Genomic DNA, 13,545 nt, shown 5'->3' with positions numbered 1-13,545 from the left:
TGTGCGGGGCGGCACCTACTTCTCTTTGCCGGCCGTGTACAGACCGGAGACATGGTTGACGAACGTGCGAGGACATCGTTGACACTTTATGGTCAGCGGTTTTCGCTCCTCAGGTCAAGGGTGAGGATGCGGTGATGGGCAAACCAGAATTCAAATACGCCGTCTTCGCCGTCCTTTGCGCGTGCTGCAACCGGCAGCCGGTAAAGTGCTTTCGAGACCTTCAGGCGCCGTCCTTCAAAGCGTAGCTCGCCATTTGCCTTGACCCGCAGCACCACGTCATCCGGGCCGTACTCCGGCTCGCGCAGGACCGATGGAAACGCCCGCGGGCTCGGCTGGTAACGGCTCATCGGAGTGTCCATGCCGATCGCCTCATGCGGGCGCTCGCAGTTATAGATGGTGCGCCAGCGGTCCAGTTCGCGTTGCACGTGCTGCTGGGTGGCGAAGCTCCGTTCGTTCAGCACTTCGGCCTTCAGCGTGCGGTGAAACCGCTCGTCCTTGCCGTTGGTCTGCGGATGGTAAGGCCGGCTGTAGCTGATGCGGATCCCCAGCCGGATCAGCCAGACGGCCAGTTCGGTGAGCTGCCCCGGGCTGCCCGGTGAACCCCATGGCGAACCGTTATCGGTGTTGATGCGCAACGGCAGGCCGTAGTGGCCGAATGCCTCGCGCAGGCCCGCCTGCACCGTGGCCGTATCGGTTGGCCCACAGGCGCGCAGCAGGATGCTGAAGCGCGAATGGTCGTCGAGCACCGTCAGGGGGCTACAACGCCCCTGCTCGAGGGTATCGAAGTGTCCCTTGAAGTCCATCTGCCAGAGGACGTTGGGCTGCTCGTGCTCAAAGCGCTTCCAGGGTTCACTCATCGCTGAACCGGCCGGCAGGATCAGATTGTGCCGGTGCAGGATGGCTGTCACGGTGCTGGGCTGCGGCACCGCTTCAAAGCCCAGATCCCGCAGGCGCCGGCTGATCTTGCGGCCGCCCCAGCGCGGGTGTGCCTGACGCAGGCGCACCACCTCCTGCTCCATCTCAACGGTGGTCTTTGAGGGACTGCTGGCAGGGCGCCGCGACTGATCCGCCAGCGCGTCCTCGCCACGTCTGAGCCATTTGTAGCCGGTCTGCCGGCTGATGTTAAAGCGCTCGCACAGTTCGGTGACCGTGAGCGTGCGCTGACTGGCCAGATGAACAAATTCCTGTCTGAGGCTCATGGTGTCTCTTGCGTTCCAGGGCATGGTCGGGACCGGGCGTTTTCGTACCCGGAAGTGTCAACCATGTCCTCGCACACCTGTCAGCTATGTCTCCGGTCTGTACACCGGCCGCAAAGAGAAGTAGGCAAGAGAAAGCGGCTCAAACCGCCAGCTTTGAAGTGGGTCTCCTGGCTTGGAGGGGCTAGTGGTCCATCTGGAATCCGTGTTCTCGCGCACTCCGCGCTCGTGACAAGGCAGTCATTCTTCCGGCGGCGCTGCGCGCGCCGTCGCGGTACTTCATCGAACCGCAGGGCGCTTCTGCGGAATCCGTGTTCTCGCACACTCCGCGTTCGTGACAAGGCAGTCATTCTTCCGGTAGCGCTGCGCGCGCCGTCGCGGTACTTCATCGAACCGCAGGGCGCTTCTGCGGAATCCGTGTTCTCGCACACTCCGCGTTCGTGACAAGGCAGTCATTCTTCCGGTAGCGCTGCGCGCGCCGTCGCGGTACTTCATCGAACCGCAGGGCGCTTCTGCGTCAGCAGTAGTTCTCCAAACTGCAAGCCACTTCTGCGGTCAGCAGGGGGACTTGAAACCGGTAGTGCTGCGTGCGCCAAGCGACTGCACCGAATGCTGACGACTCGCCAGGCGCATCGGTGCGCGGTCAGACTATCCGCGCCTACGGCCAGGGGCCAGCCGCATGTCTGAAATACCCGCCTGATTTCGGCGCCTCGCCGAGGCGAAGCCGATGGCTCCCACCGCGCCCAATGAAACCGCTGGTTTCCGTGCACGCCCCTTCCGGCGAGCACGCAGTGCGAGGCGGGAAGTATGACTGCCTTGTCACGGGCGCGGAGTGCGCGAGGACACCGATTCCAGATGCACCACTACGCCCTCCAAGCCAGGAGACCCACTTCAAGGCTGACGGTTTGAGCCGCTTTCTTTGCCTACTTTCTTTGCGGCGGCAAAGAAAGTAGGTGCCGCCCCGCACAGGGGCAACACTAATAGACCACTAAGACCACAAGAAAAGGCCAACAAACCAGACCCACAACCCAAACCGCCGCAGGCAAAAAACCCCCAAAAAAAACCTAACCCGCGACAAACTCCCCCACAGCCCCCTCAACCGCCCTCTGCCGCCCGGCAAAAGCAGCCGAAGCACCACCCCCAGCACCACGACCGCCCCCCGTCTGAAACACGGCCACGGCAGCCGTCAACCGCCTCGCCTGCTCTTCCAGCGAACTGGCCGCCGCCGCAGCCTGCTCGACCAGCGCGGCATTCTGCTGAGTCACCTCGTCCATCTGAGCGACAGCGAGATTGACCTGATCGATACCGGTACTCTGCTCGATCGCAGCCGCCGCGATCTCGCCCATGATCGAACTGACGCGCGAAATCGCGTTGACGATCTCCGTCATCGTCGAGCCCGATCGCTCGACCAGTTCCGAGCCGGCCTCCACCCGCGCCGTGGACGCGTCGATCAAACCCTTGATCTCCTTCGCCGCCGCCGCGCTTCGTTGCGCCAACGACCGCACCTCGCTCGCCACCACCGCAAAGCCGCGTCCCTGCTCGCCCGCGCGCGCGGCTTCCACGGCGGCGTTCAGCGCGAGGATATTGGTCTGAAAAGCAATCCCTTCGATCACGCCGACAATGTCGGCAATCCGCCGCGAGTCGTCGACGATGCCATGCATCGTGCCCACCACCTGCTCGGTGAGGTTGCCGCCCTGCGCGGCCAACGTCGACGCGCCCTGGGCCAGCGAACTCGCCTGCTTCGCGTTGTCCGCGGTCTGCTTGACCGTCGAGGTGAGCTGTTCGATGCTCGCCGCCGTTTCCTCGAGCGACGCGGCCTGCTCCTCGGTGCGCTGCGACAGATCGGTATTGCCCGCGGCGATCTCGCTCACGCCGGTGTCGATCGATTCCGTGCCCTGACGCACCGAGTTCACCGTCGCGATCAGCGAGTCCTGCATCTTGCGCAACGCGGCGGCGAGGCGGCCCATTTCGTTGTCGCTGCTCACGACGATCTGGCCGGTCAAGTCGCCGCCGGCGATGCGCTGGAATTGCGCGATGGTGGCATCGACCGGACTGACGATCGCGCGCACCAGCACCGCGCGGCCGATCCACGAGGCCAGCAGCGACGCCGCCATGCCGATCGCCACCGCAATGCAGATCGCGTAGAACAGGTCCTGCGCATCCTGATAGCGCTGCGCGGCGCGATCGAGTTGCAATTTTTCGAGCGCGAGCATCGCCTTTTCGTACGCGCTGTAGAGCGACGGCAGCTTTCGCGCCTGCAATTGCTGGAATGCGGTCTTGTCGCCCGATTTAAGCGCGGCCATTGACGGATCGACGCCCTCGCGCAGGAAAATGTCGCGCTTGTCTTGCATCTCCTTGATCAGGCGCTGTTCGTCGGCATCCGTGCTCGCGCGGCTCAGATAGTGGGCAAGACGCTCGTTGGATGCTTTCTGGTATTGATCGAACCGCTTCAGCACGGCATCCGCGCCGTCCTGATCGTTCAGATCGACGAGCGATGCGTACGTCGCGAGCGCCAGGCGTAAACGCAGCAACTGGCCGGCGCTGCCTTCGAGGTCGGCGACCGCGGGCGTATCCACCGTGTACATCTGCTGCAGCGACGCATTGCTCGCGCGCAGCGACAGCAGACCGGCGGCGGCGCCGAGCAGCAGCACCACGCCGAAGAACGCGATCATCAGGGTAAGACAGGTGCGAATCGACAGATTTTTCAGCATTGGCTCTCTCCAAGGGGGGCTGCCTGACCGAATTGTTCAGTGATTAGCCTCGGCCACGCCTGCTGCGCCTAAGCCCCTTCGGCCAGGTCCGCAACTTTTTATTCGAATTCATGCGACTGCGACACATAAAGGGACTACGGCTGAATCGCGCAAAACTTTATGGCTGGTAGCGCGTGAGCTTGCGATCCATCAAGATACGAGCGAAAGCGGGAAGCCATTGCCCGGAGAGCCTTTTGCGGGACTATCCGGGTTCCTGGTTGGCGGCGGTTGATGGAAAGTGACGAGGCACGCGTCTTCGGAGCATTTCTATGTCGGAAATAGCCACGGCTCTGCTGGTCTTCGTTTTGTTGCTCGCCGCAACCGGACTCGGCGTGTGGGTGCGCCCGCTTTTGCCCGAAGAGCACAAGGCGCACGAAACGGTGCAACTCGTCCAGTTGGTGATCGGGATGCTGGTGACGTTTGCCGCGCTGGTGCTGGGCTTGATGACGGCGTCGGCGAAATCCAGCTTCGATACGGCGTCGAATGATTTGCGCACCTTTGCCGCCGATCTGATCGAATTCGATACGACGCTGCGGCAATACGGCGACGAAACCGCCGAGCCGCGCCGCCTGTTGCGGGCTTATACCGCGGCGGCGATTGCGTCGACGTGGCCCGGCGAGGCCGCGCCCGCCGGTGATTATCCGAAGAACATCGGCACGCGACCCGGCTCGACGAAGCTGGAAAACGTGCGCCTCGGCGAATTGTTGAACACGGTGGGCCAGCGGCTGCGGCAATTGCAAGCGCGCGACGCCTTGCAGCAGCGCGCGCTCGATGATGGTTTGACGCAGTTCCGGCGCGTCGTGGATGCGCGGTGGAAACTCATCGAGGAGGCGCACAGCTCGATCTCGCAGCCTTTCTTCAAGACGCTGACTTTCTGGTTGTGCGTGATTTTTCTCAGCTTCGGGTTGATCGCGCCTCGCAACGCGCTGGCGCTCGTCACGATTTCGCTGGGGGCTGTTTCGATCGCTTCCGCTATCTATGTCATCGTCGATCTGGATTCGCCGTTTTCAGGGCCGATCGTTATTTCCAGTTCGCCGATGAGAGATGCGTTGGAGCATCTCCTCGCGGCGCCCCCTGTCTCACCGGACGATGCGTGACACCGCGGCGCCGTCCTTAATGCTCCGTCTCAACGAGCGACCGAAAGGTAATCCGCCAGGCGAGCCAGCATGGCGTCGCAAGCGCGCAATTGCTCGACGGTGACGAATTCATCGGGCTTGTGTCCCTGGTCCATGCCGCCGGGTCCGCAGATCACCGTGGGAATGCCCGCCTGCTCGAAGAGCCCGCCCTCCGTGCCGAACGCCACCGTGCCGAATTCCTCGGAGCCGCTGAGCAACGCCAAAAGACGCGCCGCTTCGCTATCGGGCGAAGTCGCCAATGCCGGATAAGCGGAGAGCGACTGAAAGCGGATGTCGGCTTCGGACTTCACCGCGCGCATTTTCGGCAGCAACTCGGCTTCGGCGTAGGTCTGCAATGCGTCGGCTACACGATGCGCGTCGAAACCCGGCAGCGCGCGCACTTCGAAGTCGAATTCACATTCCGCCGGCACGATGTTCAGCGCACGGCCGCCTTTGATTACGCCCGTCTGCACGGTCGAGAACGGCGGATCGAAACGCTCGTCGTGATGCTCCGGTTGGGCCAGTTGATCGCCGATCTGTTCCAGACGGCCGATCATCCGCGCCGCGTACTGAATGGCGTTGACGCCATACGGCGCATAGGCCGAATGGCAAGGCGCGCCCTTCACGTGACAGCGCATCGCCAGCTTGCCCTTGTGCCCCAGCACCGGCTTGAGTTCAGTCGGTTCGCCGATCAGACACAGAACCGGCTTATGCGCGCGCCGCTCCAGTTCCGCCAGCATCGGCCGCACGCCGAGGCAGCCGACTTCCTCGTCGTAGGAAAAGGCGAGATGCACCGGCAGCTTCAACGTCCGCTCGACAAAGCCGGGCACCGCCGCCAGCACCGATGCGATGAAACCCTTCATGTCGGCCGTGCCGCGGCCATACAGCCGCCCATCGCGTTCCGTGAGACGGAATGCATCGACGGTCCACGCCTGGCCTTCGACCGGCACCACGTCGGTATGGCCGGACAGCACGATGCCGCCGCGCTCGCGCGGACCGATGGTCGCAAACAGATTCGCCTTGGTGCGCTCGGGGTTGTAGAACAGTTCGCTCTCGACACCGAGTTCGTCGAGGTAGCGCCGAATGAACGCGATCATGTCCAGATTCGAATCGCGGCTGACCGTCGGAAAGCCGATCAGGCTTGCGAGCAGCGCGCGGCTGGATCTGTCATTCATTGCCCGGCACTCCGTAGCTGGGCGCGGCGGTCGGATTCAACGCGCGGGTCAGGTAGTCCTGCATCTGCGGCCGATACGCGTGCCACAAACCGTCGAGTTGGCCGATGGGATCGTCGTCCGCCCAATCGACCCGCAAATCGACCATCGGCCAACTCACGTCGCCGACGATCTTGAGCGCCGCCGAATGCACCGGCCCCGCCTCCCCGCCCGCGGCCATCGCCGCATGCATCGCCGCGAGCAGCCGATCGGCCAGCGCGCCGGATGCCTGCTCGAACGCCGGAACCATCGCCTCGATCACTTCGATGCCCGCGAGCATGTTGCCCGCGGCCACGCATTGCTTGCCGGCGACGGCGTGATAGGTGCCCAACGCTTCCTTGCCGCTGAAGAACGCCGTGCGGCCCAGGCTATCGACCACCGTCACCTGCCGATATTCGCTCCACTCGCTTGCGCCGAGCGCGCGGTCCAATGCCGCGGCAGGATCGATTTTCCCGCTCTCCAGAAGGTCGAGAACTCGCGGGCCCAGCGCGGGCAGCGTGACGTTCTGGGTCGCCACCGCGCCGACGCCTGTCCGCACCCACGGGCAGCGAGCGCCGACCGCGACGCTGGAGGAACTGATCGCGATACCGAGCTGCCCCGAGCGCGCACAACGTCCGACGATAGAGAATGTCATGTCGTGCTCCTCAGGCTGTCGGCCGCGTCCAGCCATCGGGAATCACGGCGATGACGTCGATCTCCATCAGCCATTGCGGCTGACCCAACGCGACCACCACCAGGCCGGTGGAAATCGGAAATACGCCTTTCAACCACTTTCCGACTTCCTGATAGACCGGCTCGCGATAACGGATATCGGTGAGGTAGGTCGTCGTCTTGACGACGTGAGACAAATCGCTGCCGGCCTCCTCCAGCAACTGCTTGAGGTTTTTCATCGCCTGCTCGGCCTGGGCGCGCGGATCACCGAGGCCGACCAGGCGGCCTTCGAAATCCGTCCCCACCTGGCCGCGTACATAGACCGTGTTGCCGGCGCGCACGGCCTGACAAAGATCGTTGTCGAGCGTCTGGTTCGGATACGTATCCTTCGTGTTGAACATGCGGATACGGGTATGCGTGGGTTGGCTCATCGATGCACCTCAATGCGGGGAAGAAATAGATCGCGGATCAAAGCGGCGTGGCGTTCAATTCACGCCCATTTCGCTAACTTTGTGGACGCGTGAACCGGCGGACGCACCCTCGGCGCTTTCCGCGCTTTCCTCGTTGCGGCCTCGCGCATGGCGCTGCGATTCGTCGTAATACGCCAGATATTTGCGCTGCGTGACGATGTGATCGGCGATGTGCTTCGCGTCGTGCCACACGCCCCAGATGAATGCCGAACCGCGACGCGACAGCCACGGCAAGCCGAGAAAATAGATGCCCGGCTCCTTCGACACACCGCGCTGATGCACCGGCTTACCCTTTTCATCGAAGGCGTCGACCTTCAGCCAGTTGAAATCGACCGCGTAGCCGGTCGCCCAGACAATCGACGTCACGCCGGCTGTCGCCAGATCGAGATCGCGCAACGGATGCGTGACGCACTCGGGGTCGGCGGGAATGACACGCGCTTCGGGCTCTGGCGGAAGATCGAGGCCGTTGCGCTCGGCATACGCGTCGGCCGCGTCCAGCAGCGACAGATAGTTTTCGTCACCGCGCGCGAGGTTCGCCGCGAGATCGGCTTCGAAGGTTGCCACGCCCTTATCGAAAGACTTCGTGAGACCGACGAGCGTCACGCCCTGCTGCGCGAGACGCCGGAAGTCCACCGTATGACCGCCGCGCGAGCCGCTCACGGCAATCGTGACGTGCTCCCTGCCGGGCTTCATGACCTCCGCGTCCCATTCGCCGAGCACGCCCAGCCACCAGCAGAAGTCGCGGCCGCGATAGGCGCGCGGCGGACGATCATGCGCACCGACCGACAGATAGACGCGCTTGCCCGCACGTTGCAGCTCGTCCGCGATCTGCACGCCGGACGATCCCGCGCCGACCACGAGCACGCCCCCTTCGGGCAATTGCCCCGGATTGCGATAGTCGGCGGAATGAATTTGCGTGAGAGTCGAATCTCGCGGCGCGATCGGCGGAATCACGGGGCGCTGGAAAGGCCCGGTCGCGACGACCACGCGATTGGCCTCCACCACGCCCTCGGACGTTTCGATGGTGAAGCCCGGCCGCGCCGCATTGCGCACAACCTGCCGAACTTCCACGCCGGTGCGGATCGGCGCCTCGAACTTCCTTGCATACGCGACGAAATAATCCGCCACCTGCTCTTTTGAAGCGAAGGCGTCCGGGTCGACATCCGCGAACTCGAGATTGGGGAAACGATCGTGCCACGCGGGACCGTTGGCCACCAGCGAATCCCAGCGTGCCGTGCGCCAGCGCTCGGCGATACGGGCGCGCTCCAGCACGAGATGCGGCACGCCGAGCTTGCTTAGATGTTCACTCATGGCGACGCCGGCCTGACCGGCGCCGACCACCAGCGTATCGATTGACGTTCTTTCCACTGTCATGACTGTGTCCTTCTGAAGAGGCGGTGGTTTGCGATGGCGTGTGCCGCCTGGGCCATTCGTCTGCGTGAAAATCTACCCGCCCGTTCCGAATCCGAAAAACACATTTAAAAAATGCATAGCATTGGGTTTACCTATGCAGCGCTTTTTGACCGCTTCACAATGCGGCGCATTGAAGACCTTGAAGAGGGAGCGTCGTCGATGGAAAGCCACCCGTTGCGCTACTCGTTGCGCCAGTTGCGCTATTTCGTGGTCACCGCCGAAGCGTTGTCGTTCACCGCCGCCGCGAAGCGTCTGCACATCTCGCAACCGTCCATCTCGACGGCGCTCGCGGATCTGGAAGTGTCGTTCGGCGTGCAACTCTTCATCCGGCATCACGCGAGCGGTCTGTCGCTCACGCAAGCGGGACGCGATCTGCTCGGGCAAGCGCGCAATCTCCTGAAGATCGCGGAGGAATTGCAGACCACCGCCAAGGAAATGGACGGCGGCATGACGGGCGCCATCGCGCTCGGCTGTCTCGTCTCGCTTGCGCCGCCGCTCATGCCGGGGCTGATCAGCCGTTTCACGGGCGAGCACGCGGGCATTTCGTTTCGCACCGTCGAGGCGCATCAGGATGGCCTCTTGCGAGGCCTGCACGACGGCTCGCTCGATCTCGCCCTCACCTACAGTCTCGACCTGACGGAAGACATCGCCTTCACGCCGCTGCTCTCGCTGCCGCCTTACGTGATCCTGCCGAAGACGCATCGCCTCGCGCGCGCGCGCAAGGTGTCGCTCGCAGACCTCTTGCACGAGCCCTATGTGATGCTCGATCTGCCGCACAGCCGCGAGTATTTCGCGGCGCTCTTCGACGCGGTGGGCAGCCGCCCGGTGCCCGCGTTCCGTTCATCGCAGCCGGAGGTCGTGCGCGGCATGGTGGCCAACGGTCTCGGCTATAGCCTGCTCAACTTTCCGCTCAAGTCGAATCGCACCGTGGACGGCGAAGAGTTCGCGATCAAGCGCTTCAAGGACAACGTCAACGCAACGATGCTCGGCATCGCGCAATCACGCACGATGAAGCCCCGCCAGGTCGTGCAGCGCTTCGCTTCGTTCTGCGAGCACTATATTCGGCGACTGCATATCGACGCATGACGCGCAGCGCTCAATCGGCCGCTTCGCGCGTTCGCGCGCTGCATAGGCAAAAGCTCTGCTTTGTATCTGAAAACAATATTTTGCCTTGCAAATTGGCTTGATAGATTGATGTCCATGTTGAGCGCCGCCACGCAAAGCCTCGCGACGACGCGCTCTTAACGTGACGACTCGAGGGGGACATCATGACCAGCCCGGCAAGGACGATCGCAGTGCAAGCGCTTGTCGACGACCTGCGCACGGGTTGCGAACGGCCCTTCAGCGACGCGCATGCGATGCCGCCCGGCGTGTACACGTCGCCCGAATTTCTCTGGCTGGAAGAGCACGCGATCTTCCAGCGGGAATGGCAATGCGTCGGCCGCGCCAGCGCGCTCAAGGCGCCGGGCGATTACATGACCGCGCGCATCGGAGCGCAACCGGTCGTCGTCTTGCGCGACGAACAGATGCAGCTCAAGGCGATGTCGAACGTGTGCCTGCATCGCATGTCGGTGCTGCTCGAAGGACGCGGCAATGTACGCCGCATCGTCTGCCCCTATCACGCGTGGAACTATTCGCTGGACGGCGCGCTGCAAGGCGCGCCGCTCATGGATCGGCAAGCGGGCTTCTGCAAGGAAAGCTACAGGCTGCCCGCCGTGCGTTGTGAGGAATGGCAAGGCTGGCTCTACGTCACGCTCGACGAAAACGCGCCGCCCGTGCATACGCAGCTTGCCGGTTTGAGCGAACTCATCGGCGCATACGGCATGTCGGACTACATCGAGACCTTCCATGAAGAGCACGTGTGGGACACGAACTGGAAGATCCTCGCGGAAAACTTCATGGAAAGCTATCACCTGCCGATGCTGCATCGCGCGACGGTAGGACCGCATTCGCGGCTCGATGAAATGGAATGCCCGCCGGGCTATCCCGCGTTCAACTATCACTGGATCACGAAGGAAGCGTCCTTGCCCATCGGCAACGCGCATCCGGACAACACGCGTCTCACGGGACACTGGCGCAAGACTACCGCGCTGCTCGCCATCTACCCGACGCATCTCGTCACGCTCACGCCGGGCTACTTCTGGTATCTCGTGCTGCAACCTCAAGGCGTGGGGCGCGTGCATATCCGTTTCGGCGGCGGGCTTGCGCCGGAGTTCATCGCGGATCCCGAGGCCGGCGCGCACATGGCCACGTTGAAGAAACTGCTCGACGAGGTGAATGCGGAAGACCGGCGCGGCGTGGAAGCGGTGTTCCGCGGCGTGCACGCGCCGCTCGCAAAGCCCGGCCATCTGAGCCATCTCGAACGCCCCAACCATGACTTCGCGCGCTACGTCGCCGGCAAGATCGCCGCGACGAAGCCCGGCACGCCCTGATTACGACGCACCATCGAGAGGAACGCGATCACATGTCGAACCCTGCCTTCATTTCGCTCTCGCGCGTGAGCAAATCGTATGACGGCGCCCAGTACGTCGTCGATGATCTGAATCTCGACGTGAGCAAGGGAGAATTCCTGTCGCTGCTCGGCCCCTCGGGCTCGGGCAAGACGACCACGCTGATGATGCTCGCGGGTTTCGAAACGCCCACTCACGGCGAGATTCGTCTCGACGGCCGGCGGCTCGACGACAAGCCGCCGCATCAACGCGACATCGGCATGGTGTTTCAGAACTACGCGCTGTTTCCGCATCTGACGATCGCGGAGAACGTTGCGTTTCCGCTCTCCGTGCGGCACGTGAGCCGCGCCGAACAGAAGGCTCGTGTGAAGCGCGCGCTCGAGATGATCGAGCTGCCGCATCTGGCGAACCGGCGTCCCGCGCAGTTATCCGGCGGACAGCAGCAGCGCGTGGCGCTCGCACGCGCGCTCGTGTTCGAGCCGAGCGTCGTGCTGATGGATGAGCCGCTCGGCGCGCTCGACAAGCGCCTGCGCGAAACGATGCAATACGAAATCATGCGCCTGCATCGCGAGCTGTCGCTCACGATCGTCTATGTGACGCACGACCAGGCCGAAGCGCTGACGATGTCGGACCGCGTCGCCGTGTTCTCCGACGGCCGTATCCAGCAGGCCGCCACACCGAGCGAACTGTACGAGAACGCGCAGAACGCGTTCGTCGCCAATTTCGTCGGCGAGAACAACGGGTTGACCGGGCGCGTCGTCACCGCGGGCGAAGGCTGGGCGACGCTGGCGCTCTCGGACGGCAGCGTGATTCGCGGCCGTTGCGAACACGGCCTGCGGCCAGGCGACGACGCGATGCTCGCGTTGCGCCCCGAACGCGCGCATATCCCGAGCGCGGAAGGCACGCAGGCAAGCACGCGCGCCGACGAACACAACAACGTGGTGCGCGCGCGCGTCGAGGAACGGGTGTATTGCGGCGATCATCATCGCGTGCACCTGAAGCTCGGCTCGCGCGATTCGATCGTCGTGAAAGTGCCGAATACGCAGCGCCACGCGCTGCCTTCGCCCGGCGGCACGATCGAGATCGCGTGGCGCCACGACGACTGCAAGATTCTCGCGATGACCGCGCCGCGAAGCGCGCCCGCGATGCCCGTATCCGCACCGCCTTCACCTTCCATCATCACGACCGCACCAGCAGGAGCCAACTGACATGCGCACCCTCATCCAAGCACAATGCGCCGCACTCGCCGTACTCGCATTCGCCACCGTGGCCGCCCAGGCGGCGGAGACGCTCTCCGTCGTGACCTTCGGCGGCGCATACGAAGCGGCGGCCAAGAAAGCGTATTTCGAGCCGTTCACGCAGGCCACGGGAATCGGCTTCTCCACCGAATCGTATGACGGCGGCCTCGCGAAGCTCTCCGCGATGGAGCAGGCGAAGAACACCACGTGGGACCTGATCGACCTCGAAACCAACGATGCGATCACCGCTTGCGACGAGGGGCTCCTGCAAAAATTCGACAGGAAGACGATCGGCAAGACGAGCGACTTCATCCCCGGCTCGATCAGCGATTGCGCGGTCGCGAGCATGGTCTGGTCCACCGTCTACGCGTACGACGCGAGCAAACTCAAGACCGCCCCGACCACCGTCAACGACTTCTTCGACCTGCAGAAATTCCCGGGCAAGCGCGGCTTGCGCAAGTCGCCGAAGGTATCGATGGAATGGGCGTTGATTGCGGACGGCGTCGACCCGAAGGATGTCTACAAGGTGCTCGGCACGCCCGCCGGCGTGGATCGCGCGTTCAGGAAGCTCGATACGATCAAGAAGAGCATCGTGTGGTGGGAGTCGGGTGCGCAGGCGCCGCAGTTGCTGGCGGACGGCGCGGTCGTGATGACGCAGGCCTACAACGGCCGCATTTCCGATGCCGCGAAGAAGGACAACAAGCCGTTCAAGGCCGTCTGGGACGCGCAAGTCTACGACTTCGACTGGTGGGGTGTGCCGACGGGCGCGAAACACGCCGACGCTGCCGCGAAGTTCATCGTCACCGCTTCGCAGCCGAAGGCCTATGCGGAGTTGTCGAAGTACATCGCCTACGCGCCGCCGCGCAAGGACGCGATCGCGCTGGTCGACAAGCAGCGCCTCGCCGATCTGCCGACCGCACCCGAGAACTTCAAGCGCGCGCTGCAGATCAACGCGAACTTCTGGGCCGACAACGCGGACCAGATCAACAAGCGGTTCCAGGTGTGGCTGACGCAGTAACACCATCGTCCGACGAGAGCCCAACTTGACTAC

11 protein-coding genes are annotated in these 13,545 nt (G+C 63.6%); 5 read left to right on the top strand and 6 right to left on the bottom strand.

The annotated features are described in order from the left end of the window. Positions 1-92 precede the first annotated feature (92 nt). Together CUJ90_RS01950 and CUJ90_RS01945 are read right to left on the bottom strand one after the other, a co-directional pair. Complete coding sequence (locus CUJ90_RS01950; RefSeq protein ID WP_114161853.1) at positions 93-1,223, bottom strand: IS481 family transposase; 1,131 nt, start codon at positions 1,221-1,223, stop codon at positions 93-95. 1,037 nt (positions 1,224-2,260) lie between these two features. Then, a complete protein-coding gene (locus CUJ90_RS01945) occupies positions 2,261-3,907 on the bottom strand; it encodes a methyl-accepting chemotaxis protein (RefSeq protein ID WP_114161852.1) in 1,647 nt (548 codons plus the stop codon). A gap of 308 nt (positions 3,908-4,215) precedes the next feature. Between CUJ90_RS01945 and CUJ90_RS01940 the strand changes: the two genes are divergently transcribed. Beyond that, the gene (locus CUJ90_RS01940; protein WP_114161851.1) at positions 4,216-5,043 is read left to right on the top strand and encodes a bestrophin-like domain; all 828 of its coding nucleotides are present in this window, start codon (positions 4,216-4,218) and stop codon (positions 5,041-5,043) included. A 29-nt stretch (positions 5,044-5,072) separates the two neighbouring features. On the opposite strand, the gene argE is transcribed toward CUJ90_RS01940, so the two are convergent. The 4 genes from argE to CUJ90_RS01920 are packed head-to-tail and all read right to left on the bottom strand — an operon-like array spanning position 5,073 to position 8,767. Continuing rightward, on the bottom strand, positions 5,073-6,236 hold the full coding sequence (gene argE / locus CUJ90_RS01935) for an acetylornithine deacetylase (protein WP_114161850.1): 1,164 nt from the start codon (positions 6,234-6,236) through the stop codon (positions 5,073-5,075). Beyond that, on the bottom strand, positions 6,229-6,906 hold the full coding sequence (locus CUJ90_RS01930) for a DUF1028 domain-containing protein (RefSeq protein ID WP_114161849.1): 678 nt from the start codon (positions 6,904-6,906) through the stop codon (positions 6,229-6,231). The genes argE and CUJ90_RS01930 overlap by 8 nt, the downstream gene beginning before the upstream one ends. Positions 6,907-6,916: 10 nt before the next feature. Further along, positions 6,917-7,354: a RidA family protein gene (locus CUJ90_RS01925; RefSeq protein ID WP_073429441.1), complete on the bottom strand. Its 438-nt coding sequence runs from the start codon at positions 7,352-7,354 to the stop codon at positions 6,917-6,919. Positions 7,355-7,408: 54 nt separating this feature from the next. Continuing rightward, positions 7,409-8,767 (bottom strand): flavin-containing monooxygenase, encoded by a 1,359-nt coding sequence (locus CUJ90_RS01920; RefSeq protein WP_114161848.1) that lies wholly within the window; start codon positions 8,765-8,767, stop codon positions 7,409-7,411. 198 nt (positions 8,768-8,965) lie between these two features. Here CUJ90_RS01920 and CUJ90_RS01915 point away from each other — a divergent pair, with 198 nt between their 5' ends. From CUJ90_RS01915 to CUJ90_RS01900, 4 genes are all read left to right on the top strand, one after another. Continuing rightward, a complete protein-coding gene (locus CUJ90_RS01915) occupies positions 8,966-9,892 on the top strand; it encodes a LysR family transcriptional regulator (RefSeq protein WP_073429439.1) in 927 nt (308 codons plus the stop codon). A gap of 182 nt (positions 9,893-10,074) precedes the next feature. Then, positions 10,075-11,238, top strand: coding sequence for an SRPBCC family protein (locus CUJ90_RS01910; RefSeq protein WP_114161847.1), 1,164 nt, complete (start codon positions 10,075-10,077; stop codon positions 11,236-11,238). Positions 11,239-11,270: 32 nt separating this feature from the next. Further along, positions 11,271-12,464, top strand: a complete 1,194-nt coding sequence (locus CUJ90_RS01905; RefSeq protein WP_114161846.1) for an ABC transporter ATP-binding protein — start codon at positions 11,271-11,273, stop codon at positions 12,462-12,464. 1 nt (position 12,465) lies between these two features. Next, positions 12,466-13,512 carry an ABC transporter substrate-binding protein gene (locus tag CUJ90_RS01900; RefSeq protein WP_083084686.1) on the top strand — a complete coding sequence of 349 codons (1,047 nt, stop codon included), beginning with the start codon at positions 12,466-12,468 and terminating at the stop codon, positions 13,510-13,512. Positions 13,513-13,545: the final 33 nt, after the last annotated feature.

This window comes from Paraburkholderia terricola, from assembly GCF_003330825.1.
GTDB lineage: Bacteria > Pseudomonadota > Gammaproteobacteria > Burkholderiales > Burkholderiaceae > Paraburkholderia > Paraburkholderia terricola.
The sequence above is the reverse complement of the archived record's forward strand: the minus strand, read 5'-3'. Positions and strand labels throughout refer to the sequence as shown.